The sequence below is a fragment of the Xanthomonas sp. NCPPB 2922 genome, from assembly GCF_041520885.1.
GTDB classification, from domain to species: Bacteria; Pseudomonadota; Gammaproteobacteria; order Xanthomonadales; family Xanthomonadaceae; genus Xanthomonas; species Xanthomonas campestris.
Genome location: NZ_JBGOFY010000001.1, coordinates 488,228 through 513,836, shown reverse-complemented (window position 1 = coordinate 513,836; position 25,609 = coordinate 488,228). Strand labels below are relative to the sequence as shown.

The following is a 25,609-nucleotide window of genomic DNA, read 5'->3' as shown; positions in this document are numbered from 1 at the left end:
AATGGCAGATGATGGTTTGGAAGGCGCAGAGAAGCGCGATCTCGCTATCCAGACTGGGTTGCAGCTGATTCCGTATGTCGGCGGCTCCCTCTGCACGCTCTATTTCGGAACAAAGCAGGAGAAGCGTTTTAAGCGCATAGAGTCGTTTTATGCTGAGCTGGCAGAAGAGCTGAAACAGGTTAAGGGGGCCATTCCTCCCGTCGAGAAGCAAGACGCTCCTGCCCTTGAGGCGATCATGGAGTCATTGCACGACAAGGTTGAGGCGGAGCCCACCGCTGAAAAGCGCCAGTTCTTTTTGAACTACCTCAAGCACACTCTGCTCCAGCCAGTCTCGGGAAACTTCGATGAGCGCAAGTACTTTCTCACTGCCCTAGATGAAATGAGCCTTCTAGAATGCGAACTTCTTGCCTTCATTAATGGCTCTGCTCAGGTACAGGTCGGGAGCATACAAAAGCCTGGCACTGAGCAGTACGCAATGGTTGGCGCCATTGGGCGGCTCAAGGCAAGAGGTTTCCTCACTGCCTCCCAAGGCTCCTTTGCCATTGGAGGCGGGGCGGATAACTCGCTCCAAGAAATCGTGCAGGTCTCGTCGTTTGGCAAGCGCTTCCACAGTTTCTGCCTAGATGCATAACAATTCATTCAAGCCGAAGCCGCTTCGCGGCTCGACTTTTACATCGATCGTGTAGGTGCTTGCTCAACCGTCTCCTGCTGCGACCGCTGCGCATCCAAGGCTTGAGACTGGCGGACGCTTTCCTGCAGTGGAGGCACGGCCTCAGACAGATCCACCTTGGCCCGGAAGCCCGGCGTCTGGCCAAGAATAAAGATGCTTCCTTGGTGCAGGGTCACGCTCTGCAGCTGATCGTCACGAAGGATGCCCGCGCGCTTGGCTTCGACGGTGGCGTGCATTGCAACCTCATCAGAGGTGCCCTCTGGCAGCTTGCTGTGAATCGATCGATACAGAGGGTCGTTTGAGACCATCGCAGGTGCAGGCGCAACGCAGCGCTCCAACGACCCACCAATCGGCATCTGCCAGCCCGGTGGCACATAAACTGGCGCATCCTCGCTTTGCATGCGCTGCTGCACCTCCTGCCACCGTGTCGCAGCCATTTCCGTGCGTCCGGCACCTGGGGGAAGCGGATCGCGCAAGTGATCGATGCCATCCGCCAGGCTCATCCCTTGAATGACCCTCGCATTGAAGGTCACGCCCATCCTCAACGTCTCAACATCGCCGCGATACTTGTCGATCATCGGCGCGTGTTGCCGGGCCAGCAGCTGCGTTTGAGGGTCTTCCAACACCGAGCGATCCGGTTTGCCGTTGGCGTCCAACGGAAGGAAGTTGTGGATCCGATGCGAATCTCCCAAGTCCGTTGCGACCATTGGATTGCGTGCATCCAAAAGACTGCTGTCGTTGGCGTAACCAGCCCTATCCAACGCAGTGGTCTCATGCGACGCGGCGTATACCTTCACCTGCCCATAGTGCTTACTTGCAGCACTCACGGCATCGCCTGCCATCACGTGATTGATCACGTCGTTGCCACCTTCCGGAATGCGCCGGTCCAGGCTGACCGCACCATAGGCGTTAAAGGTCTCTCCCTTAAGGCCGAAGTGGTGGGCAGTGACCTGGGCGAGGTTGCCGCCCAGAGAATGACCGGTGACGGTGACATCAGGAGCAGGTTGGCCGGTCTTGAGGTGCTTTTGTTCTGCATACTTCAATGCATTCTGAGTCAATTCGATCGCATCATCGACCTGACGATTGTGACGTGCTGCAACCATGCCACCGTCAGCATACGCACCATCTTGCTTCGGTTGACGATCAAACTCGGTACCGCGATGGGCGACGATAATTTCGCCTGTTTCTATTTTCTCGTAGATAATTCCCTGATAGCCGGACGGGCGATCCATATATTCCAGACGCCTGAACGAGACGCTGCCGATCTTTACTGGCGTACTGTCAGACCCGGTTTCGCCGGGTCGCGCATATACATCATTCGCGAGAAAGGCATTTTGCTGTTCGGCCAGGCTCATTTGGACACCTTCTCAGATTTTAGCGTCACCTGAAATAAACTTCCTCGATTTGACTCAGCATATTTATCCACACTGTATTCACCGGTGTCGGGATAGTTATCCATCTGACTTTGCGGATAGCCTCCTTTCCAGAAATAAAATTTAACGGGCGCTGAATCGTATATTTGCGTCTTAAAGAGCACCGGCTGGAAACGTGTCTCCTCTTTTTTGCCGGTCGCCTTCAGTGTGACACCAACACCATTGAGTTCAAAATTACACACACCCTTTCCGTAATAATCCGCATTGACCATGCCATCTGCATAGATCGTCGCCACATATGTCGTCGGATCTATTTTTTGAAATTTGATGGGTATCCCATCTTCTTTTGACTTACTCCAAACACCCGCAATAGGCTCTATCGGCGTGCATTGCTCATGGTTCGTCATTTGATAAAAGGCGGTGCCCGATATCCACTCAAACGGACCCGGCGCATCCTCGATCGTCATGGTGAGCTTGTAAGCTTCCGTCGGATGTTGATTTTTCCGATAGACCGGGTCTCCGTCGGCCGTGGTCTCGCCGTTTTTTTCGTACTTCTCAGACGCAGCATTCATTGGGTTGCACCCTGTCAAAAGGACTAGGAAAAGACATCCGACAATCTTGATTTTGAAATATACGTTCATGCCACCTCGGTGCCCTGCGTGTTTAGAGTTGGGAGCGAACGGCCTGCCGGTGCGGTACGGCCTGAGTCGCAGTGACTGCAAACCAAGACCTATCATCAGCCGTCCGGCACCCACGAAGCAGCTACTGGACCTTGGACAAATCCAGGAACACCGCTTGTGCAGCTGGAAGATCCTTTGTTGGAGTGTAGCGAATGTGCATTGACTAACCCGCTCTTGACCAATGCCCAGCTCTGACTTTGCCTGGTGAAGCGCCGACGCGCAGATCTTCTATCAACGCTATCCAGAGCGCCGGCATCAACCGGTTGACATGTCACGCAGCGCGTAGCAGTCTCCTCGGCAAGGAGCGTAGAAACTCCTCAGAGAGCGGTACCCACCTCCGTCAAACCGGTGGGTTTTTTGTGCCTGCAGATTCTGTGGGTGCAACCGACGCGATGCCTGCGTCGGGAGGGCGGCTAATACAACACCCTTCGGGGAAATACGCCCGCCGGCTCTCTGCGGTTTCTAACCTCCCGACATCCCGTCGCCACCCGGCGGCGGGGCCTGTTCGTCAAGGAGGGCTTTGCCATGCGTCGACCCACATCCCGTTCCACATCCGCACGCAAGCGCGCCACGGAGCCACCGCCCACCGAGATCGTCTGGCACTCGCTCGACCCCTCGATCAAGCCGCGGCCCTATGTCGAACGCACCCCCATCCCCCCACCTCGCATCGAAGCCCGGGCTCCACGCCCCGGCCACCCACGTGCACCGAGGCACTGCACCGTCGGCTACGGCTATTACCCCGCCAGCGACCTACGCGTGCCCACGCTGCGCCTGCGTGGCCGCTGGCTGGAACAGCTTGGCTTTGCCATCGGCAGCAAGCTGCAGATCCGCATGCGCGATGGCGAGTTGGTCGTCAGCCTGGCACCCGCCGACTGAGCCGGTGTGCCGCACACGCGCAGCATGCACGTGCGCGCCCGCATCGAGTGCAACGCGCACGTCGCACACCGTGCGCGCTTACTGCTCCCCGCGCAGAGGAGGACACAGATGGACCACCCCGCCGTCGTCTTGCATCTCACGCTGGACCAACGCGACCAGCTCGACCGCCTGCTACGCACCCTCATCGCCCACGGCGACGTCATCGCCATGAGCAAACCGGAGTGCCTGGAGGTGCAGACTCTGCCAACGTTGGGACAAGCCATCTTCGATGCTGCCCTTGCCGTGCGCGAGATGCTTGAGCAGCGGGTGGAGCAAAGGCCGGGCAGGTCGTATCTGCACGCCGAAGATGGCGGTTAGGTTGGTTTGAACCTACTGATGGCTAAATTGCTGTCGCATGACGGCATCTTGAAATCTCAGCGGCTTGCCGCGTTACGCCGCACGTCGTCGAACGTAACGCGATGTCCCTGCAAAGATGCGGCATGGCATATGGCCATGGGCAGCCGCACTGTTGCGAAGGCCATGCGATTCACAGGCTTGCAGCGATTGACGGCCGTCAACGCCTCGGCGAGGATCGTGTTACACCGCGCTCAGGCGGCCCAATGATAGCCAGGCGGCTTGGAGGTTCGATGGAGTTGATACTTCTTTTGGGTGCGGTGCTTGCTCTTGGCAATATCGTTGCATCGGTTGCAGTACTTCGCGTTTCGGTGCTCTCGCCATCGACATCCCTAGCATCTGGCGGAAGTTGAGGATCATGGTCTCGTTCGGCACATCATCCAGCCCGCCAATCCCGGTGAAACGACGCATCGACACCGTGTCAGACAAAGCTTCTTCCGCACCTGGGTTGCTCAGTGCTTACCATTGCTGCAAAAAGTGGATGCGAAGCACTGCTTCCGGCGGGCGCGGCTGACGGCCCGGCAGGCTTGACGTCGGATAGTGCCGCTTGATCAGTGCTAGCAGCTCCTTTGACGCCCCCCTGATCCATCTCGGAAAGAAACACCTCTCGACGCGTCCGCTTGCGCTTGCCGTTGTACTCCAAGTCGCCAAAAGAAAGCTGCATCGTCGTCGTCCGGTTGGGGCCGGTGGGAGTGTCGCAGCATAAGGGGGAGTTGTTCAGACCTTCCTTAGGGAACTGTCATTTGCTTGCCTCCACCACGAGAAGGAAGCTATGAGCGCTGATGGTGATCTTGCTTAGCTATAGAAAAAAAGCGCATTCCAATAGGCAACTTCGCTTTGGGCTTTTGCCGCCCAGGCAGAATTAGTAAAAATAGCGCTTGCGACTTAATCTTGACTCAATAGTGCATAGATTAACCTCATTATTCCAGAAAATGAATAGAGGCTGTAAAACCTACAATTGGGAGGTGAGTTCAGCTACCTTAAAAGCCGCCAAAGCTGTGCGTTAAGAGTGTCATGAGCATGGCGAGATGTCGCACACGCTTCCAGCCTGATGCTCTGTAAACCGCAGGTGCTCGTAATCCACACACGTCAAGTGCGCCGGATTATTTTAAGAAAATTTTAACCATACATAGGAGTTGATCATGTTAAAGGCCAAGCCAGTTATTCCAAAATACTCATCGTTTGAAAGATCAGAAACATCGGCGGATTCGGTGAGCGCTGAATTTAATAATAATAAATCAATTGTTGATGGGAAGGAAAGTGACACTTCACGCTTTTCAGTGCTTAGTTCCTCATTGTCACCTGCTCCACAACGCGCTCTTAAATTTAAGAAAAGCTATAGCGCAGCAACTATTGATGGGAAAATATATCATCCCAATGAAAAAACAGATTCAAGCATAGTTGACTTTCTTTCGCAGTCTTTATCGAACAATGCCTATCGTTCGGAAAAGCACCTCCGTAGGCGTGCGCTTGCATATATAAACCATATAAATGCCGAGAATAAACTTATTTCCAATGCTTGCTTCGCAATGAAAGATGTAAGCTCATTTGCTCACAAACAGTCAGAATGGCTTTGCCATCTAGAGCGTAGCTCATGGAAAGATGAGCCTGCGCTACAACGTCGTGACCGTCAACAGCTTGGCGATGAGATCCTTGGACTCAAACAGCCGGATGCACAATCCCCTTATGCCAAGCCACGTGCTTGGAGAATCTCGGATCAGGCAGCGTCCGCTTTTGCGATGATGTTGAAAGGAGAATTGGGCCCCTTCACTAAAGAGCAAGTAAAAACAGGCTTTGAACTGTGTCAAGAGGGCGAATTGTTGGCAGGACGTTTAAAAATACAGGCGAGAATGGCGTTTCGCTTGAAGAATCGCCACGACGCTAACCGCTCGGGGACACATTCAGTTAAGAGCACATCGGGAATGCATCTGTCCAACGATGTAGGCACCCAGATCCGCGAATTCTTTCAGATTCCAGTTATGTCGGGAACATCAGGGACATCGTCAGACGTGGTTATCGCTGCCCGCTATGCAGCTATGCATTCAGGTCTTCAATGGTCCGCGCCAGAGTTGACCGTTGATCAAGCGAAAGACGCCTTAATTGATTTGTCGTTGGATTTCTTCAGGCAAAATAGCCCTGCTATAGTAATGGCCCTACGTATGAATAGCGTACGAAAGAACCAAGGTCTTCCCCACAAGGAGGTGGATAGATATCAGGTATTTACCCATAGTTACGCTGAAATTCATGGTGCAATTTCACTCACGATTGATGGAATCGATCCGACTGACAAGGCCGGAGTTGAAAATCAGCTATACAGCTACACTCTTGATGCAAAGGCAACATTGATGAAGACAGCTGGTCGTTTGATTGAAGAAGCGACCGGTAGAAGTGAAACCGCTAAGATCAACGTCGCCTCTCTGCAAACTCCGCAGCTTCGGCGAGTTATAGAAAAAAAGAAAATAGTGCAAAAAGTAGCGGAACTTTACAACAAAATGGGTAAGGTTGGAAATTTTTCTGCGCTTGAGGAAATAATTAATGAATCGTCCGTCAAAGATCTTCTAGTAAATGACAAGTCGGAAATTTCTAGAGACTACGCTGATGGAAAACCCTTGATGGTTCGAAGTCTGCGATTCTCGCACGATCGTGAGGCTACCAACAGTTTTGGTTCAGCCGGGAAAACACCGGCAAAAAGAGAGATTGATACGCTTTGCAATAATTCAACGGCATTTGATATTGTGATGACGCCTTTTTCCATTATAAATGCAAAGGCAAAGGGCGCGACTATATCCGAGATGAAAGTCCCTCATAGGCCAAAGTGGAAAGGGTTACCTTCAGTACTATATAAGGCTACTGCAGTTGGCGATCTTCCGGAATATGCTAAGGCACGACCAGGATTTGGAGACGTTCATTCATTTAATTCGAATAAGGCATTTAATTCTGAATTTGCAAGGGTTTGTAACTTACTTAGCCACGCGGAGAAAATGGGGCTTATTGAAAATAGTTTAAAGCATTATATAAAGCCTGACCCAGATAGAAATTCATATGATTTCCACCACTCTCTTGATGATTTGGTCGATGCCCAGTGCATGCTGCAATCGAGAAAGCCTGGCTCTATTTTGAGGCACAACGAGTATTGCGCCAAGCTGGAATTATGGGATGCTAAAGCTATAGAAGTTGGAGAGTCACGCTCTGTAGCCGTGGCAACGTTAATCGAGTTCAATATCGAAATGTTGTCCGCTGCGCGTTATATTGAGGATGAGGGCTACGATGGAAAGTTAATCTCGGATTTTCTTGAGCGTCAATTGTCTTGGCTTGGCCAAAATGCTGCGCTTGGCAAGGAAGACACGCTAAAAAAGCTTTCGGGACTGTCTTTTCATGAAAGAAAAACTGTTGCGGAAAAGGTCTGTGAGGCGCTCCGCCAAGGCGTTTCGCTTTGTATTTACGAGAAAAATAAGGAAGGAAGTCGAATTCGAGAATTGAGCCTGCTTGACTTCAATGCCTATGACATTATGCGTGGGATCGAGCTCTTTCTTTCTTCCAAGCTTCTCCAGCCTCCGACTGCGGCCGGTCCAACTATCAAGTCCAGCCTGTAGTGGTATGCGCTGATGCTGGTCAGCTGGATTACTCGTCCGTATTCAAAGGCCATTACCGACGGGTTCTTTGTGCCTGCAGCGTCTTGCGGGCATAACCGACGCGATGCCTGTGTCGACTCCCCACAATTCAGTGCCAGCCAAAACTAGAGGTCTGCGGTAGATGTTGATCACGGAACTCGGCGGGCGTTAGCCCGCCCAGGCTGTCGTGCGGGATCTGCTGGTTGTAGTCGGCCAGCCAGTGTTCGGTCTGTTCGCGAACCTCGCTCAGCGTGCGTAAGAGATGCATGTCCAGCACGCCGCGCCGGTAGCTGCCGTTGAAGCGTTCGATAAAACCGTTTTGCATTGGACGCCCCGGCTCGATGAAGTCCAAGGCGATGCCTTTGCGCTCGGCCCACTCCGCCAAGGCTAATGCGACAAACTCCGGGCCATTGTCCAAGCGAAGTTTGGCGGGGTAGCCGCGCCAGGCTGCGATGCGTTCCAAGGTGCGGATGACGCGGGCGGCCGGAAGATTCAAGTCCACTTCGATCGCCAAGGCTTCCCGACTGAAGTCGTCAATGACATTGAACGTGCGGAAACGCCGACCATCCCACAGCGCATCGGACATGAAGTCGATCGACCATCCAGCATTGGGGCGTGCTCCGCATGCTAACGGTTGTGGATGACGGGTCGGGACCCGGCGCCTGCTGCGACGACGTTGATTGAGCTTCATCAGGCAATACACGCGCCACACCCTTTTGTGATTCCACACATGTCCGCGACGGCGGATGATCTGAAAGAGCTTTCCAAAACCACGCTCGGGGAAGCGCTCGACCAATTCGGACAACAGCGCAATGACCTCCTCATCCCGATCGGGACGACGCCGATAGCGCACTGTCGAGCGAGCCACGCCAACCACCGAACAGGCCCGGCGCTCGCTCCAGCCATGCTGCTCGATGAGCCAGGCAAGAAGCGGGCGTTTGTGCGCCGGGTCTACAGCTTTTTTGCGATGACATCCTTCAATGCATGGTTTTCCATGGCGAGCTCGGCGTACATGCGTTTGAGCTTGCTGTGCTCGGTCTCCAGGTCGCGAAGGCGCTGCACATCGGCTGCCTCCATGCCACCGTACTTGGACTTCCAGACGTAGTACGTCGCATCGGAAATACCCAGCTCACGGCATACATCTTTGACCTGGCGACCGCCCTCCACCTGCTTCAGCGTGGCGACAATCTGGCTCTCGGTGAACTTGCTCTTGCGCATCGTTGGTCTCCTCGGTGGCTAGTGTGCCCGGAGACCTCTAACTATGGATGGATCAATTTTACGGGAGGCTGACACCGCACCTGCTTGCTTACTACTTGCGAATCTTCATGGTGGCTTTGAAGAAGACTGGAGATGCGATAAGGCGGCGGCGCACGGATGCGAAAGTAATTTCGCAACCTGCTAATTCATTTCGCACCTGTCCGTTAAATTGCGGTGTAGCCGCCTCATAATAAGCGCTTATCTAGACCGTCGGTGGCGCCACACCTATAGATCAAACTTCGAATAAAACGCCATATCCTGCTTGCCCCTAAGCAAAAAGCATTCCAGATGCTCCGCGCCCTGCGTCCGAGGTTACTCTTCCCGAGGCGCTGCAACTGCGCCGCGTAGTCGCGCCATCCAGCTCCGCTGACCAGTCAGAATATGCCGACATTAGATCGATGTCACTTTTATTATATTGGAGATCTCCATATAGGCTAGACGATTTACCGCATTTGTTAACCGGAGGTGGTTGGACGGTCAATTAAATTCTGACCCGCGGCCAAGCATAGCGCTCATTGGCCAAGATCCCGCCTCATTTTTAATCATGAAACAGCGCATCAACGCGGCTCTTCCAGTAAAAATAAGAAGGTCCATGCCAAACATCTGGTGTTACGGAATGGCTTTCTCCATCTGGGCTGGGAAGGTCTCGCCACAAGCTGTATTTGCGTTACCCAAACCTGATGAATTTTCCATAAGGTGAACAATATGAAGGCAGTGCTTGCACGATCCCATTCCTTGTCGTCACTCGATCACATACGCCAACCTGAATCTGGCACGGATAATAACTCGGGTTTGGCACCTGACGCGCAGCTTAACCATAGCGTCTACCGTCAGTCCGAAGACAGCAGGCTGCCAACCACCAGGCCCCCGCAGCGGCGCGGTGTAAGCCTCCGGCCAGCTAGCCCAGAGGCTGCCGGGCAAGGATCCGGCCGCACTGATAACAATGGATTGGAAACCCCACTAATGACCTCGTTAGCGGCTTTTCAAAAACCCGGGCATGTCGGCTCGGTGCGCAGGGAGTCGGGCCGACTTGTTTCTGACAACCCGGTCGTGCACGCGTTGTTATCTTTCGCACAGGCTGACCAGCCATTCCCGTCACAGGCCGCGAGCATTGAGGGGGTCCGACTAGAGATGGCGTCGCGTCGAGACCCGGAGAAAGCGCTTGAGGAGTTCAAGGACGCATTCACGGTGGAAACGGCGCAACTGATGCCCGCCGCCGACTCGTCAGAGCGGACAGCTGAGCAAATCAATGCTGACATTCATATCCCCTTGTTGCTTAAGGCAATTGAGCAGGGTTCTGCAGCATTTGGTTCAAACGCGTTGATCGAGATGGCAGATGGCAGCCAGATCAGCGCGAAAGCGTTCCTCGCCTCGTGCGCCCCGAATGTCATGTCCAATGACGATGTCCTGTCGGCGTTCATCAACCAGAAACTCAAAGGGGACGAGGACCTCCAGGTTCGTCTGGGTGCACAGGAATTGCTACATGTGGCGACCAAGAAAGAGTTTCAGCTCGGCGGCCTGGCCGGTAGCATTGGCGTCAGCAGCATGCTCGGCTCCGCATGGGAACTCGGCGCTTCGGAACTGTTGAAAAAAGCCATCTTCGGCAAAAATTTCTCGCCCAGTCAGTATGCTCTGCAATTGGCCGGGATCGATTCAGTGCCGCCTTTGATAATCGAGACCATGGACACCATGTGTGTGCTCGCAATCATCAAGGGGATGAAGGGTGAGGACTGGTCCATGCGCGACCTACTCCCCAAGGCGATGAAAGCCGGTGCCATCTCTTCAGTTGTGTCATTCCCCAATAACGTCTTGCAGTACGCAGGCTTTAAATCAGGATTAGGTGATCTTGCGGCCAATACGACGACAACCGAAGCGGCCATTTTTGGCGCTGCTTCGGGCATTCCACCCGAAGTCAAGGAAAGCGAAGAGTTGATGCGTGCTGGATTGTTCCAGAGCATTAAGGATGGCGTGATGGCGCATCCCGGCGAGAACATGGGCCCGGAGGAGGCGATTGAGCAGATGACGCGCCATGCGCTCGATATTGCCCCCGGCGAAAGCACCGCTGTCAAGTCTATGGGGCTGGCATCCATTGTCGGGATGATCCCGCTGATCGCCAGCGACAAAGCCACAGGATTGCTCTCGGAAAAGGTGCTACGTATCTTCCGGAGCGCCGTCTTCAATCCGATCGAAGCCATCGCTCTGAACGCGCTGGCGCTTGGCGGACGCGTGCATGTTCCTGGGCTATTCGAATCCGACAATGCCAAGCACGCGCGCGTTGTGCAAACCATTCTGACGCGAGCAAGCGAGCACATGGAAAGCGGGGCACGGGAAATTACCGCAGAAGAGTTGCATCAGATTTTGGCTCCCAGGAGCGAGTTCCTTCGTCATGTAGGAACCGCGATTGTCAAAGGCATGAATGCAAGCTTCGAGGCCCTTCCCGCCCTGGCCCGTAAACTTGGATATGGCGAAACTCCTTTGGCCGAACGTATTCCGTATCAGGACCTGGCTGTGTCTGATACATCGCACCAACCCGCACCCTGAGCCGTAATCCACGGGATAGCCAGGGTTGCGATAGTGGTTGGATGGGTCATTGGGAGACCTCGCTCCGCAGCTTCGAGGGATGCACGGCGCTGGCGAAGTCAGCGCCGTTGCCTGCTGCCTAATCCAACAAGAGCGGTAGAGTACCTAGCACAACAACTGCAAATGGTTGTGCTAGGCATCTCAAGGCGTGCTACCAAGTTGTTTGCAACTCGGCCCAACCTTGGGTTGACAGCGCTTACGCCATCGCTTCGTCGGCATCCAGCGCGACGACCGCCTGCTGCGCATGATCGAAGCGTTCGCGTGCGGAGCGAATAGCTGCATGGTTTTCGCCTGCCCAGTTGAGCAACTGCGAGATCGGGCCGAGCAGCGCCACGCCAAGCTTGGACAATGCATATTCCACGCTGGGCGGCTTGGTGGCGTAGACCTTGCGGGTGATCATGCCGTTGCGCTCGAGGTTGCGCAGGGTCTGGGTCAGCATCCGCTTGGAGATGTCCGGCACGGCACGCTGGATGGCGCTGAAGCGGGAGGGCCCGGGGATCAACGTCAGCAGGATCAGCATGGTCCATTTGTCGCCGATCTGATCGAGCACATCGCGCACCGGGCACTTGGTGGCGTCGAAGGGCATGCCTTGCAGGGACGGCGGCGGTGGAAACAGAGCAATCGCGTTCACGGGGGTATCTCACGGTAACCAGGGGGAAGAAAACTGCCTCCTTGTGGAGGATCGAACGGCCCTGATAATGAGTGCGCGGACCTAGAGTCTAGATAGTAGACCACACCTCTTATCAATACCAACTGGAGTTCACCATGGCACACACGTCCCCCCTGATCCTCGTCACCGGCGCCAGCGGCCAGTTAGGCGCGTTGGTCGTCGAAGCCTTGCTAGAGCGTGTGCCAGCGGCACGCATCGTAGCAACGGCCCGCGATACTGCGTCACTCGCAAAGTTCGCAAAACGCGACATCAGCGTGCGTCGCGCCGACTATGCAGACCCGCAGAGCCTGGATGAGGCCTTCGCCGGGGTGGGCCGCGTGCTGCTGGTGTCGTCCAATGCGGTGGGCGAACGCGTGCCGCAGCACCGCAACGTGATCGAGGCGGCCAAGCGTGCCGGCGTGGAATTGCTGGCCTATACGAGCGTGCTGCACGCCGACAGCAGCACGCTGTCGCTGGCCGACGAGCATGTGGCCACCGAAGCGCTGCTGCGCGAGAGCGGCGTGCCGCATGTGCTGCTGCGCAATGGCTGGTACACCGAGAACTACACCGGCTCGCTCGCGGCCGAAGTGGCGCATGGCGCGGTGATCGGCAGCGCCGGCGAGGGCAGGATCAGTGCGGCCACGCGCGCCGACTATGCCGCCGCCGCCGCAGCGGTGCTGGCCGCCGACACACCGCAGGCCGGCAAGGTCTACGAGCTGGCCGGCGATACCGCCTTCACCATGGCCGACTATGCCGCCGAGCTGGCGCAGCAGTCCGGCAAGCCAGTGGCCTATCACGATCTGCCCGAAGCCGACTATGCGGCGGCGCTGGTGCAGATCGGCTTGCCGGCTCCGTTCGCCCAGGTGCTGGCGCAGTGCTCGGCGTCCTCGCGCGGCGGCAGCCTGTTCGACGACAGCCACACGCTGAGCCAGCTGATCGGCCGCCCGACCACCTCGCTGCACGATGCGGTGGCTGCGGCGCTGAAGGCGGCACCGGCGGCCTGAGTCGGGCGTCGGCACGGTGCTGGTCGACATGCGTTGACCAGCACCTGCTCGGCGATACGCCAGGGTGTTTGATCAGACGACGGCGGGCTCTGACCCGCCTTCGCCGCGTTTTGATCCATTCGTCCCCTCGCCCACCGCTGTTCGGGAAGACGACGACAGCGGCGCGGTTGCCGTACGCGGCGCGCGCCTTCCGCCCTGCATCACTATCCGCCTCATGGCGTGGCTGCCTGCCAGTGGAACTGCAGACTTGAGGACGCGCGGCGGCAACAAGAGCGCTGCAAAAACGCCCTGCACCTCACATTGCGTGCTGATGGGTTCGCCTCCCGCGCGTCGCATAACTGACATCAGCCGGACACGCTGCTGACACAGGTATGCGTACGCAGGCGCGGTCGATGTCACCAAACTGACATCAAATCTAAATATAACTGCTGCCATTGCCGCTACGTCAGGACGACCTGGGCGCCTGGCAGGCGCTCGGACGCCATGTTCGCCGCCCCGGTTGGGGGCAGCCGCAGGCCTGACGCTGCCGCCGACCCGTTTCCCTTGCACGAGCCGGACCCATGAAAAAACGCAATCTCGCCACCGTTCTGTGCGCCCTCAGCGCGACCGCCAGTGGCAGTACGCTGGCTGCAGAGCTGGAGCTGTACGTCGACCGCAAGACCAAGCAGATCTTCGCCGAGCCGGCACCGGGGCGCGACAAGCTGGGCAAGTTCGTGCAGGTGGACGAGAACGGCAAGCTGCCGGCCTCGGCACTGCCTGCTGCACCGGCATTGCCGCCACCGCCCGCCGCGCCAGTGGCCGCCGACACCGCCATCGCCCAGACCGCACCTGCACCCGTGCCGGCAGCAGCGCCGGCCAAGCCCGGCGAAGCTGGCAAGAAGTGGTACGACAAGCTGAGCCTGCGCGGCTACACCCAGATCCGCTACAACCAGGGCATCGGCGGCGACGCGCAGGACCTGCGTGCGCCCGGCGACCGCTTTATCGGCAACGACCAGAGCCTGGGCATCCGGCGTGCGCGTCTGGTGCTGAGCGGCGATCTCAACGAGCATGTGTCGCTGTACTTCCAGCCGGACTTTGCGAGCACGCCGACCGGTTCGACCACCTCCAACTTCGCGCAGCTGCGCGATGCGTATGCCGATATCTACTTCGACAAGAAGCGCGAATACCGCGTGCGTGTGGGCCAGTCGAAGATGCCGTACGGCTGGGAAAACCTGCAGTCCAGCCAGAACCGTCTCACGCTGGATCGCGCCGACGCGCTCAACTCCGGCCTGCGCGACGAACGCGATATCGGTGCGGTGTTCTATTACAGCCCCACCGTGGCCAAGGGCCGCTTCCAGGATCTGGTCAAGTCGGGCCTGAAGGGCTCGGGCGATTACGGCGTGCTCGGTGCCGGTGTGTACAACGGCCAGGGCGCCAACCGCGCCGAACGCAACGACGGCATGCATGCGGTGGTGCACGCCACCTATCCGTTCAAGTTCGCTAACGGCCAGTATCTGGAAGTGGGCGCCGATGCCTACAGCGGACGTTTCGTGCCGACTGCGGCTGCGGTGAATATCGGCGGCCGCAGTTTCACCCCCGCCATCACCGACCCGAACGGCTACACCGACCAACGCGTGGCCGCGCACATCATTTACTACCCGCAACCGTTCGGCCTGCAGGCCGAGTGGACAGTGGGCCGCGGCCCGGAGCTGGATGTCGCGCAGCGGCGTATCCGTACCCGTTCGCTGAGCGGCGGTTACGTGCAGGCGATGTTCAAGCACGACTTCAACTACGGCACGCTGCTGCCGTACCTGAAGTGGCAGACCTACCGCGGCGGTTCCAAGTTCGACACCAATGCGCCGCGCATGCGCCTGGACGAAGTGGAAGCCGGTGTCGAGTGGCAACCGATGGATGCGTTGGAACTGGTCTTCGCGTATTCGAAGATGAAGCGCACCGACGTCACCACTGCGCCGTATCCGGTGGTGGAAGGCGATCTGCTGCGGCTGCAGTTGCAGGTCAATTATTGATCGCTGCAACCCGATGGAAGACAAACAAGCCCCCGCATGCGGGGGCTTGTTTGTTAGTGCGGTGCCGGTCTCGGTCGCCCGTTGCAGCGGCGGGATAGCGTTCGCATCGGCCCGCATTCCTTCGGCCGCTGATCTACGCAAGCATCAGCGCGCTACCGCGCCGACAGTTCTGCGCGAATGATGTCTGCGCCTGCACTGAGGGCACTGAGCTTGCCTCGTGCAACGTGGCGGGCGAGCGGCGCCATCCCGCAGTTGGTGGACGGGTAGAGCTTGTCGGCGTCGACAAACCGAAGCGCTTTGCGCAGCGTATCGGCCACCTCCTGCGGTGTTTCGATCGTGTTGCTCGCCACGTCGATGGCACCGACCATCACCTTCTTGCCGCGAACGAGTTCGATCAGATCGATCGGCACATGCGAGTTGTGGCACTCCAGCGAGATGATGTCGATATTGGATGTCTGCAGCTTGGGGAACGACTCTTCGTACTGACGCCACTCCGACCCCAGGGTCTGCTTCCAGTCGGTATTGGCCTTGATGCCGTAGCCATAGCAGATATGGACGGCGGTCTCGCAGGTGAGCCCTTCGATCGCTCGTTCAAGCGTGGCAACGCCCCAGTCGTTGACCTCATCGAAGAAAACATTGAAGGCCGGCTCGTCGAACTGGATGATGTCCACGCCGGCCGCTTCGAGTTCTTTGGCTTCCTGATTGAGAATCTTTGCAAATTCCCAGGCCAGCTTTTCGCGGCTTTTGTAGTGCGCGTCAAAGAGGGTGTCGATCATCGTCATGGGGCCGGGCAGGGCCCATTTGATCGGCTGCCGGGTTTGCTGGCGCAGGAACTTGGCATCGTCCACGAAGACGGGCTTGGGTCGGCTCACTGCGCCAACAACGGTCGGGACGCTGGCGTCATAGCGATTGCGGATCCGCACGGTCTCGCGCTTTTCGAAATCGACGCCGCTGAGGTGTTCGATGAAGGTGGTGACGAAATGCTGGCGGGTCTGCTCGCCGTCGCTGACGATATCGATGCCGGCGTGCTGCTGTTCCTGCAGCGACAGGCGCAACGCGTCCTGCTTGCCTTCGGTCAGTTCCTCGTCCTGCAGCTTCCAGGGCGACCAGAGTTTCTCGGGCTGCGCGAGCCAGGACGGCTTGGGCAGGCTACCGGCGGTGGAGGTGGGGAGCAGCTTATTCATGATGGGCGATGTCTTGCGTTGGTGTTGACGAGAAAGCGTGGCTGGAGGCCCACTGCTCAAGAATGTCCCCGTAGGGCTTGATGAAATGCTCCTGGGTAAATTTGCCCTGCGTCACCGCGAGCTGGCTGCGCTCTTGCCGGTCGTAGACGATCTGGGTGGCGGAGTAATCCTGATGCTTCAGGCTCGGCTGGTAGATGGCCCCTGCTGCGGAATTGGCGTTGTAGATCTCTGGCCGGTAAATCTTCTGGAACGTCTCCATGGTGCTGATGGTGCCGATCAGCTCGAGATTGGTGTAGTCGTTCAGCAGGTCGCCGAGAAAGTAAAACGCCAATGGGGCGACGCTGTTGGGAGGCATGAAATAACGCACCTGCAGGCCCATCTTCTCGAAATACCGATCCGTCAATGAACCTTCGTCCTGCCTGTATTCGATGCCCAGGATGGGGTGCTGGTTTCCGGTGCGGTGATAGACCTTGCTGCTGGAGACGCTGATGCAGATGACCGGCGGCTTGGTGAACCGCGCCTTGTAGGCGTCCGAGTGCACGAAGTGCTTGAACAGCTTGCCATGCAGGCTGCCGAACTCCGCCGGCAGGCTAAAGTTGGACGCGTCCTGATTGTGCGCTGGCAGCAGCACGCTGAAATCGTAGTCGCGCACATAGGAGGAAAAATTATTCCCTGCGATGCCGTCGATGCGCGCGCCGGTTGTTTGATCGAGGATGCTGGGCTGCAATATCTCGATCAACGGGAATGCATCGCCTGTGTCGCGCTCGCCGATCTTCATCTCGACAGAGATGATGTCGAGTTCGACAGCGTAGCGGTCACGCGTGGGGTTATCCCAATGCGCCAGCTCGTTGAAGCGGTTGTTGATCATCGCCAGCGTGTTGCGCAAATTCTCCTGACGCCGCTGCCCTCTGGCCAGGTTGGCAAAATTCGTCGTGTTGCGCGTATTGGCCGCGGGACGGTACTCCTCATCGAAGCGGAGGCTCTTGATGCTGAAGGTCAATTCTTGAGTCATTGCACACTGACGCCTTGTTCTCGAAATCAATACGAAACGCCGTTTTCAGCGCAGCGGTTGATGCTGGCTGGATGGGGGCCGGGACACCGGATCGGCAAGCAATCCGCCAACGGACCCGGTGGCCCGCCAGCGGCGTGGTGGCAAGCCAGGCGCCCGTGGGCGGGTGGCCCTCAAGCCGCGGCCACGTTTTCTTTTGCGATGGCGCTTGCCTGCCGCGTCACTGCGATCAGCGGCAATGCCCGCTGCACCGCTAGCCTGGCGCGTTCGGCCAGGGCCTCGTTGTGCACGCGATAGTCCAGAAAATCCCGGTCGGTTGCGTAGACGCCCAGCGGCAACGTGCGTGCCTGGAAGAAACTGAAAAGCGGCCGCAGCTGGTGGTCGATCACCAACGCATGCCGCTCGCTGCCACCGGTGGCCGCCAACAGGACGGGCGTGTCGATCAAGGCATCTTGATGGACGAAGTCGAAGAAGTGCTTGAACAACCCGGTGAAGGAGCCGCGATACACCGGTGTGGTCACCACCAGCACGTCGGCCTGCTCCACCGCGACCAGTTCCTGCTCCACCGTTGCGGGCAGCTGGGAGCGCCAGAGTGCACCCGCGAACTGCGGTGCCAATGCCCCGAGTTCCACCAGATGCTGTTCGCATGGCACCTGCGTGGCGATCAAGGTCAGCAGGTGCTCGGCCAGGGCGGCCGCCTTGGAGGGCCGTTGCATCCCGCCGGACACCGCAACGATGCGGAGTGGGTGTGGCACGTTGACAGTCATGCAGATGGCCTTAAAACGACGAACCCCGATGCTAGGGCTCGCATTCGATGAAGTAAAATGGTGTTATTTCAACAATCCATGAACTCGGATCATCTGAATGCTTGAGCGCATCCATCTCTCCATCGTCCAGCAGGTCGAGCAGCAGGGCTCGCTGACGGCCGCCGCAGGCGTGTTGAACCTGACCCAGTCGGCGCTGAGCCACAGCATGAAAAAGCTGGAGCAGCAGCTGGGCACCGATGTCTGGCTGCGCGAGGGGCGCAGCTTGCGGCTGACCCAGGCTGGCCAATATTTGCTGGCGGTGGCCAACCGGGTGCTGCCGCAACTGGATCTGGCCGAAGAGCGCCTGGGGCAGTTCGCGCAGGGCGAACGCGGTGCGCTGCGCATCGGCATGGAATGCCATCCCTGCTACCAGTGGCTGCTCAAACTGGTGGCGCCCTATCTGGCCACGTGGCCGGATGTGGATGTGGACGTCAAACAGAAGTTCCAGTTCGGCGGCATTGGCGCCCTGTTCGGCTACGAGATCGATCTGCTGGTCACGCCCGACCCGCTGTACAAGCCCGGGCTGCGCTTCGAGCCGGTATTCGACTACGAGCAGGTGCTTGTGGTGGCCAGCGGTCATGCGCTGGCGTCGGCCGCCTACGTCACGCCGCCGCAGCTGACACGCGAGGTGCTCATCAGCTATCCGGTGGACCTGGAGCGGTTGGATATCTATAGCCAGTTCCTGCTGCCGGCCGGTGTCACGCCCAGGCGCCACAAAGCCATCGAAACCACCGACATCATGATGCAGATGGTGGCCAGTGGCCGCGGCGTGGCCGCCATGCCGCGCTGGCTGGTGGAGGAATATGCCGCCAGGATGGACGTGGTGCCGGTTCGGCTGGGTGCACGCGGCATCGCCAAGCAAATTTTCCTGGGCGCGCGCGAGGCAGATATCGCCATCGACTACCTGCGCGCCTTTATCGAACTGGCGCGCCAGCCTGGCAATGGCAATGGCAGCGGCACTGCGCCGTGACTCCACTGATGGACACCACCGCCCAGGCGCACGTGTTGCATGGCCGCCTCCACGCACGAACGCTGATGTGCGCGAGCCGACCACTCACCACCACAGGACGGCGCCGCCGTTGATGTCCCCGGATCCACCCAGCCGCGCCGCCACCATCACCGATGCCTATTCGTTGGAGGTCGGCGCACACGACATGGCGGCGCTGACTGCAGCAGCGCCAAAGATCATGCGTGGCTCAAGCATGTTCATTCCCTACCTGCCCAGCCAGAACGACGAGGCGCGACTGGCCGCCGCACAGAGGGTGCGCGCCCTCGGCTTCGCGCCTATGCCGCACCTGTCCGCGCGCCGCATGGCCTCGCTGGACGCGCTACAGGCGTTCGTCAGGCGCGCCGTCGATGACGCCGGCGTTGAACGCTGCCTGGTGATTGCGGGTGATGCGCGGTCTGCGGTTGGGCTGTTTTCCGATAGCGTGTCGCTGATCGAGACAGGCGTGTTTGAGCGCTCGGGCATCAAGGCCATCGGCGTGGCAGGACATCCGGAAGGGCACCCGAGCATGCCTGCAAGCGCGCAGTGGGATGTGCTGGAACGCAAGTGCCGCAGCATTGCCGAGCGTGGCATGGCGCCGCTGATCGTCACCCAATTCGCGTTCGATGCCGACACTGTGCTGACGTGGTTGGACGCGCTGCGCGCGCGTGGCATTGCCCATCCTGTGCGTGTGGGCGTGCCAGGTCCTGCGGGCGTCGCAGTGCTCGCACGCTATGCCGCACGGTGCGGTGTTGGCGCGTGTGCATCGATGCTCTCCAAGTACGGCATCTCGCTCGGCAAGCTGTTCGGGACTGCGGGGCCGGATCGCTTTGTGGATCGGCTCACCGCCGGCCTTACCCCAGCGCATGGAAATGTCAGCCTGCATTTCTATCCATTCGGCGGCATCGCACAGTCTGTCGCGTGGGTTGAGCAGTACCGCCACCGCAGCGCGCGTCCCCTGGCGGACTGACACCCGCCAAGTTTCGGGGTTCGCCATCAACCGCAAACCTCTGGTTTTCTGCGGCCTGCAGGTGCGAAAAATCGCAGGTCCACGACCTGGATCACACTCTGTACTTTTTATTTCGGCAGGGTTGTTTGTTGCGCGTGAGGTGTTGCAGCGCACAGCGGCACTGTCATGCGTGCGGGGTATAACCGACTCCGAGTCGCAGCGAGGGGGCGCTGCATCCGATGCCGCTGTGTTCGATCGCAGCGCATCACTTTGCAACTCCAAGGAGCGCTGTTGCCATGCATACGCCGTCGCTGTTGTCGTTGTCGTGCGCCCTCTCGCTCATCGCCGCGCCCCTGGGCGCGGCCGAGCTACAGCCCAAACAATTAGCCGGCCCGCCAGAAGAGTTCGCGCAGATGCGCGCGCCCGATCCGGCGGAATCGGCCATCCTTTCGAAAAGCGCATTACTGCCGGTGGAGCTTGCACCGGCCGGTGCCAGCGCACGCTGGCAAGGCAGCCTGCCGGTGGAAAACGGCCACCTGCGTTTCATGGTGCTGGCCGGTGACCAGCAGTGGGACGCGGCCGTGGCCGCACCGCGCGTTGCCGGCGCGCGCGCCGCAGCAGCGCCGCAACTGCAAGCACAACGTACACAGCTCGGCAGTGCCGACAGCGGCACCAGCGGCATGCGCTATGCAGTGGACGCTGCGCAGAACGGTGTGTGGTCGCTGACGCTGCAGTCGGCCTCGCCCACGGCGCAACGTGGCTATGTGTTGATGGAAGGCGACCCGCGCACGCAGCTGGCCTCCTATCCACGGCATCGCCACCAGCAGGTGGGCCAGTCGCTGACGCTCAATGCGCTGCTCAGCGGCAGCGATGCACAAGGCGCGGGCTTATTGGCTGGCCAGGCCGGGCAGATCGATCAGGCCAGCCTGCGCGTGCTCGATCCACAGGGCACGGCGCGCACGTTTGCGATGGCCGATGACGGCAAGCACGACGACGGCGCTGCCGGCGATGGCGTGTATGGCGGCAGCTTTCAGCCGACCAGTGCCGGCACCTGGATCGCACAGGTGATCGTGCATGGCCGCGACCAGGCCGGGCAGCCGTTCGTGCGGACCAGCGAGCACGTGTTACCCGTGCTGGACACCTCTGTGCGCCTGCTCGGCACCGCGCTCAGCGCGCGCGCCGCGGACGGCACGCGCCTGAGTATCGGGCTGCCGATCGCCGCACGCGGGCAGGCGCCCACGCATTACCGCGTGTTCGGTCAGGTGTGGGGTACCGATGCCAAGGGCAAGCAGATTCCGGTGGCCTGGATCGGCGGCATGCTCACGCCGCAGCAAGGCCAGCTGCCGTTGAGCCTGGACGAGCGCTGGGTGGCGCGTGCCGGTGCGCGCGCACCGTTCACGCTGCGCAGCCTGCGCATTGAAGACCCGGACCATTACATCCCGCTGGCGCAGGCCGACACGCTGCCGCTGCAATTACCTGCACTGCGCCGGGCGAGTATTGCGCGCACCACGGCCGGCATCGACGAAAGCATGCGCATGGGGCCACGCCCGCGCACGCTGGCCACTGCCAGTGCACTGGCGCAACCGCAGGCGGCCGGATCGCGGCTGGTGCTGGTGCATGGGTACTGCTCCAACGGCGTGTGGCCGGAAGCGCAGTTCAGCAACGCGTCGTCGTTTATCGATGCCAAGCAGAACCGCAGCAACGATCAGTTCGCGCAACGCTTGGCGCAGTTTGCCAGCCAGTGGTCCTCGTTCGCCACGGTGGCGCACAGCCAGGGCGGCATGGCCGCGCTGCATCTATACACCTACTACTGGAGCGGGCTGGATAACGCCGCCGGTGGGCGCGTGATGCAGTCGGTTGGCACGCCATACCAGGGCACCAACCTCTCCGGCATTCTGGCTGCAGTAGGTTCGTGGTTCGGCGTCGGGTGCGGCAGCAACACCGACCTCACCTACGACGGCGCCAAGGCCTGGCTGGCCGGCATTCCCGCCGATGCGCGCGCCAAGGTCAACTACTACACAACCTCGTTCGCCAAGACCAACTGGTACACCAACGACTACTGCAACGCCGCCTCGGACCTGGTCTTGAACGACCCCGAAGACGGTACCGTGGAGCAGGCCAACGCGCAGCTGCCGGGCGGCGTAAACCGGGGGCACACCACCGGGCAATGCCACACCACCGGCATGCGCGACCCGGCGCAATACCTGGATGCCAGCCGCAATGCGGTGATGAACGCCAACGCGGCGAAGTGATGTGGGTTTAGCGGTGTGCACTGCGATGGCCGGCGTTTGTGTCGGCCATTGCAGCATGCGTGGGACCACGTAGCGTGTTGCGTGCAGTCAGTTTTCTCTTGCTTAGGCGAGGCCCTACACAACGCCTGCGTTCACCGCTCTTGGTTGCCTTGAGAGGTGTTGAACGGTGTGGATTGGTTGGTTTTTTTTGAGCGAATGATCTGCGGGTTTGCTGCAGGGCGCTTGCCCGCTCACCATCGCGGGACACGCTGCAAGTAAGTCCTTGTAAGCTCTTACGCGGCATCCATGCCGCGTAAGGTCCCGCGACGGTGAGCGGGCAAGGACCAGTCGCGGGTGTCGGTGCGCATGGTGCTAGAAGCGCACGCCGTTCTTCTGATTCGCTCTCTTGTAGTTGTGACCCATACGGCAAACCAATGTAATTAGCGATGGCCCGCTGTTACCTCGCGGCGGACTCCTTTTTGGTGCGGCGCCCTCACGCTTGCGGGACCGTGTGGTTGCATGGATGCCGCCACCGAGCTTCCACAGGATGCGCCTGCAGCTGCGGTGAGAGACAGCTGCAGTTGCGAGCTTGCAGCGCTCCGCTAGCGAAACACCACCGTACGGTGCCCGTTGAGCACGATGCGGTGTTCGACATGGCGGCGTACCGCGCGTGCCAGCACCAGCGATTCGGTGTCGCTGCCCAGGCGCACCAGGTCGCGCGGGGTCATGGCGTGGTCCACGCGGGCGACGTCCTGTTCGATGATCGGGCCTTCGTCCAGGTCTTCGGTGACGTAGTGCGCGGTGGCGCCGATGATCTTGACCCCGCGCGCGTGCGCCTGGTGATACGGCTGGGCGCCCTTGAAACTGGGCAGGAAGCTGTGGTGGATGTTGATCGCACGCCCGGCCAATGCGCGGCACAGTGCAGGCGAAAGGATCTGCATGTAGCGCGCCAGCACCACCAGGTCCACCTGCAGGCGCTCGACCAGCGCCAGCAGCTGCGTTTCCTGTTCGGCGCGCGTGTCTGCGCTCACCGGCAGATGGTGGAAGGCGATGCCGTAGGACGCCGCCAGCGGTGCGAAGTCGGCATGGTTGGAGACTACCGCCACGATATCCACCGGCAACTGCCGGCTATGCATGCGGAACAGCAGATCGTTGAGGCAGTGGCCCTGCTTGCTCACCAGCACCAGCAGCCGCGCGCGGCGGCGCGCATCGTGCAGCTGCCAGGTCATTTCGAAACTGGCGGCCAGCTGTGAAAACTGTTGCTCCAGCTGCGCGATGTCGGTTCGCGGCGGCTTGTCGAAATGCACGCGCAGGAAAAACCGTCCGCTCTCGTCGTCGCCGAATTGCTGGGCGTCGAGAATATTGCAGGCAAGATCGAACAACAGCCCGGTCACGCGATAGACGATGCCGGTACGGTCGGGGCAGGACAGGGTGAGGATGTAGTCAGAGCGCATCGGCGAGATGATAGCCAATGGATGACACCGCTGGCGCAGTGCTTGCGTCGGTAACTTTTACGTTGCGCCGCGGTGCAACCGTTGGGACAGCCGCACTGCAGCTCTGCACCGTGGCACTGTGCTCGCCATGCATGCAGATCCGCTGACCAACGCATCGCAGGTGTTGCGCTGGTGGCATGCATCGCAGAACGCGGTGCGCATGCCACTGACGATGAGGATCAGCGCGGCGGCAGGCGCAGCATCAGCCGCCGGTTGATTTCGTCCAGCTGCGCAAGCGAGGCGTCGACCGAGGTCTCCATCGCTTCCTGGGTGGTGATGTGGGCGCGCAGATGCGCCGGGTCGTCCAGGGCGCCACGCACGAGGAACACGTTTTCGCCCACCTCGCCGAGATGGCGGCTGAGCACCACCAGATCCACCTGGTCGAAGCCATGCTGCTTGGCCAGCGGTAGCAGCCGCGCGGCCATGCGCATGCTGGCCTCGTCGGTAGGTTTACCCAGTTCGGTGTCCAGCACGCTCACCGCTTCCTGGATCTGTGAGAACAGGTGATGGTCCGGATGCTCGGGATGGTCCGGGCCGACTGGGCCCTGATGGATGACCGGTGCGCTGGTCATCGTGCGCCACCACCGGCGTGGGCCGATGTGCGCGTGGTGTGCACGGTCGAACCGGGCCTGATGTTGGGGTGTCGCATCGCATCCTCCCTGGAGCGGCGGCTGTTACGAGCAGGCACCTTAGCCGCTTGCCTGCCAGGCCTCAAGCCAGCCACGTCGCACCAGGCGTCATGCCTGCGGGCACCCCGCAAGATGCGCAACGCGGGCGCCTGATGCGCATGTCGTTGAAGGCGGTTGGCGCAGCGCGTGTGCTTGAGTCGCGTGCCGTCGTAGCCACACCGTGCTGCACGGCACCGCTCGCACACGATGCCACTGCGAACAGCGCGCGCGACTGCAGCAGTCACACGCGCCGGCGGTGTTAGGCCTGCCCTGCGCGGCGTGCGGAGACCTCGGCCAGCACCGCCCAGTCGGCGTTGCCATCGCCGTGCGCAATTGCCTCGTCCAGGCCGCTGCGCAGCAGCTCGCCCAGCGGCATCGGCACCTGTCGCGCCGCGCCGGCCTGGATCGCCAGATCCACATCCTTGCGGCCCAGGGTGGCAGTGAAGCCGGCAGGCGTGTATTGGCGCTGCATGATCAGCTTGCCGTAGCCCTGGTACGCGGGCGCAGCGAACAAGGTGCTGGTGAGCATGCCCAAAAACTGCGTGGCATCCACGCCATGCCCACGCGCCATCGCGCTGGCTTCGGCCATCGCGCCGATCGCACTGGCCAGGCAGAAGTTGGCGGCCAGCTTTACTGCGTTGGCCTGCTCGGGCGCGCTGCCAATCTGCCAGGTCTGCTGGCCCAGCACATCGAACATCGGCTGCACGCGGGCAAGCGCGGCGTCGTCGCCGGCGGCCAGGATGTTGAGCTTGCCCGCTTCGGCCACCTCCACGCGGCCAAGCACCGGGGCGGCGACGTAGGCCACGCCCCGCTCGGCATGCAGTGCGGTCAACTCGTGCGCCAGCGCCACCGAGATGGTGGCCATGTTGACGTGCACGCTGCCGGCCGGCAGCGCATCCAGCACGCCGCCCTCGAGCACCGTCTGCCGCACCGCGGCGTCGTCGGCCAGCATCGAAAACAGCAGTGGGCCGTGCGCGGCCTGCTGCGGCTGCTCCACCAAGTGTGCACCGGCCTCACGCAGCGGCTGCGCACGTGCCGGCGAGCGGTTCCATACCGTCAGTTCAAAGCCGCCGCGCAGCAGGTTGTGCGCCATCGGCAGGCCCATCGTGCCCAGCCCCAGAAATCCTATTGGCATGCATGCCCTCTGCTTGGTCGAGATGATCGGTCCATGGTCGGTTGTGCGCG

20 protein-coding genes and 1 pseudogene are annotated in these 25,609 nt (G+C 59.8%); 10 read left to right on the top strand and 11 right to left on the bottom strand.

What is annotated here, in order from left to right; translation table 11 throughout:
• Position 1 precedes the first annotated feature (1 nt).
• The gene (locus ACD584_RS02180) at positions 2–631 is read left to right on the top strand and encodes a hypothetical protein (RefSeq protein WP_076037406.1); all 630 of its coding nucleotides are present in this window, start codon (positions 2–4) and stop codon (positions 629–631) included.
• Positions 632–669: 38 nt separating this feature from the next.
• Here ACD584_RS02180 and ACD584_RS02175 read toward each other — a convergent pair whose 3' ends face one another.
• Together ACD584_RS02175 and ACD584_RS02170 are read right to left on the bottom strand one after the other, a co-directional pair.
• Complete coding sequence (locus ACD584_RS02175; protein ID WP_076037407.1) at positions 670–2,025, bottom strand: DUF6792 domain-containing protein; 1,356 nt, start codon at positions 2,023–2,025, stop codon at positions 670–672.
• On the bottom strand, positions 2,022–2,684 hold the full coding sequence (locus ACD584_RS02170) for a hypothetical protein (RefSeq protein ID WP_076037408.1): 663 nt from the start codon (positions 2,682–2,684) through the stop codon (positions 2,022–2,024). Before ACD584_RS02170 ends, ACD584_RS02175 begins: the two co-directional genes overlap by 4 nt.
• 564 nt (positions 2,685–3,248) lie before the next feature.
• On the opposite strand from ACD584_RS02170, the gene ACD584_RS02165 reads away from it, so the two are divergent.
• The gene (locus ACD584_RS02165) at positions 3,249–3,599 is read left to right on the top strand and encodes a SymE family type I addiction module toxin (protein ID WP_076037409.1); all 351 of its coding nucleotides are present in this window, start codon (positions 3,249–3,251) and stop codon (positions 3,597–3,599) included.
• Positions 3,600–3,707: 108 nt separating this feature from the next.
• A complete protein-coding gene (locus ACD584_RS02160; protein ID WP_076037945.1) occupies positions 3,708–3,956 on the top strand; it encodes a hypothetical protein in 249 nt (82 codons plus the stop codon).
• Between the two features lie 369 nt (positions 3,957–4,325).
• On the opposite strand, the pseudogene ACD584_RS02155 reads toward ACD584_RS02160, so the two are convergent.
• Positions 4,326–4,656, bottom strand: a pseudogene (locus tag ACD584_RS02155) (transposase); the annotation flags it as partial.
• 478 nt (positions 4,657–5,134) lie between these two features.
• Between ACD584_RS02155 and avrBs1 the strand changes: the two are divergent.
• Entirely contained in the window at positions 5,135–7,585 is a 2,451-nt protein-coding gene (avrBs1, locus tag ACD584_RS02150; protein ID WP_217694199.1) for an AvrBs1/Avra family type III secretion system effector, read from the top strand.
• Positions 7,586–7,712: 127 nt separating this feature from the next.
• Here the strand turns inward: avrBs1 and ACD584_RS02145 are convergent.
• Positions 7,713–8,821 (bottom strand): IS3 family transposase gene (locus ACD584_RS02145; RefSeq protein ID WP_116923806.1). Its coding sequence is split into 2 segments (ribosomal slippage): positions 7,713–8,560 and positions 8,560–8,821, totalling 1,110 coding nucleotides; the frame shifts between segments, so codons are not numbered across the junction.
• A gap of 1,002 nt (positions 8,822–9,823) precedes the next feature.
• On the opposite strand from ACD584_RS02145, the gene xopB reads away from it, so the two are divergent.
• Positions 9,824–11,401: a XopB/HopD1 family type III secretion system effector gene (gene xopB, locus ACD584_RS02140; RefSeq protein WP_076037411.1), complete on the top strand. Its 1,578-nt coding sequence runs from the start codon at positions 9,824–9,826 to the stop codon at positions 11,399–11,401.
• Between the two features lie 235 nt (positions 11,402–11,636).
• On the opposite strand, the gene ACD584_RS02135 is transcribed toward xopB, so the two are convergent.
• Complete coding sequence (locus tag ACD584_RS02135; protein ID WP_076037412.1) at positions 11,637–12,071, bottom strand: helix-turn-helix domain-containing protein; 435 nt, start codon at positions 12,069–12,071, stop codon at positions 11,637–11,639.
• Between the two features lie 134 nt (positions 12,072–12,205).
• Here ACD584_RS02135 and ACD584_RS02130 point away from each other — a divergent pair, with 134 nt between their 5' ends.
• Positions 12,206–13,093 (top strand): SDR family oxidoreductase, encoded by an 888-nt coding sequence (locus ACD584_RS02130; RefSeq protein WP_076037413.1) that lies wholly within the window; start codon positions 12,206–12,208, stop codon positions 13,091–13,093.
• 560 nt (positions 13,094–13,653) lie between these two features.
• Positions 13,654–15,099, top strand: coding sequence for an OprO/OprP family phosphate-selective porin (locus tag ACD584_RS02125; protein ID WP_076037414.1), 1,446 nt, complete (start codon positions 13,654–13,656; stop codon positions 15,097–15,099).
• A 152-nt stretch (positions 15,100–15,251) separates the two neighbouring features.
• On the opposite strand, the gene ACD584_RS02120 is transcribed toward ACD584_RS02125, so the two are convergent.
• The 3 genes from ACD584_RS02120 to msuE form a co-directional block, all read right to left on the bottom strand.
• On the bottom strand, positions 15,252–16,283 hold the full coding sequence (locus ACD584_RS02120; protein ID WP_076037415.1) for a methionine synthase: 1,032 nt from the start codon (positions 16,281–16,283) through the stop codon (positions 15,252–15,254).
• Positions 16,276–17,295, bottom strand: a complete 1,020-nt coding sequence (locus tag ACD584_RS02115) for a DUF1852 domain-containing protein (protein ID WP_076037416.1) — start codon at positions 17,293–17,295, stop codon at positions 16,276–16,278. The genes ACD584_RS02120 and ACD584_RS02115 overlap by 8 nt, the downstream gene beginning before the upstream one ends.
• Positions 17,296–17,465: 170 nt before the next feature.
• Positions 17,466–18,059, bottom strand: coding sequence for an FMN reductase (msuE, locus tag ACD584_RS02110; RefSeq protein WP_175611726.1), 594 nt, complete (start codon positions 18,057–18,059; stop codon positions 17,466–17,468).
• 97 nt (positions 18,060–18,156) lie between these two features.
• On the opposite strand from msuE, the gene ACD584_RS02105 reads away from it, so the two are divergent.
• From ACD584_RS02105 to ACD584_RS02095, 3 genes are all read left to right on the top strand, one after another.
• The gene (locus tag ACD584_RS02105; protein WP_076037417.1) at positions 18,157–19,068 is read left to right on the top strand and encodes a LysR family transcriptional regulator; all 912 of its coding nucleotides are present in this window, start codon (positions 18,157–18,159) and stop codon (positions 19,066–19,068) included.
• A gap of 109 nt (positions 19,069–19,177) precedes the next feature.
• Entirely contained in the window at positions 19,178–20,053 is an 876-nt protein-coding gene (locus tag ACD584_RS02100; RefSeq protein ID WP_175611884.1) for a methylenetetrahydrofolate reductase, read from the top strand.
• Between the two features lie 275 nt (positions 20,054–20,328).
• Positions 20,329–22,284 carry a choice-of-anchor X domain-containing protein gene (locus ACD584_RS02095; RefSeq protein ID WP_175611727.1) on the top strand — a complete coding sequence of 652 codons (1,956 nt, stop codon included), beginning with the start codon at positions 20,329–20,331 and terminating at the stop codon, positions 22,282–22,284.
• A gap of 581 nt (positions 22,285–22,865) precedes the next feature.
• Here ACD584_RS02095 and purU read toward each other — a convergent pair.
• The 3 genes from purU to ACD584_RS02080 all read right to left on the bottom strand — a co-directional run bounded on the left by purU (position 22,866) and on the right by ACD584_RS02080 (position 25,559).
• A complete protein-coding gene (gene purU, locus ACD584_RS02090) occupies positions 22,866–23,717 on the bottom strand; it encodes a formyltetrahydrofolate deformylase (protein ID WP_076037419.1) in 852 nt (283 codons plus the stop codon).
• A 218-nt stretch (positions 23,718–23,935) separates the two neighbouring features.
• A complete protein-coding gene (locus tag ACD584_RS02085) occupies positions 23,936–24,328 on the bottom strand; it encodes an XVIPCD domain-containing protein (protein WP_011035564.1) in 393 nt (130 codons plus the stop codon).
• A gap of 355 nt (positions 24,329–24,683) precedes the next feature.
• Entirely contained in the window at positions 24,684–25,559 is an 876-nt protein-coding gene (locus ACD584_RS02080) for an NAD(P)-dependent oxidoreductase (RefSeq protein WP_076037420.1), read from the bottom strand.
• Positions 25,560–25,609 lie beyond the last annotated feature (50 nt).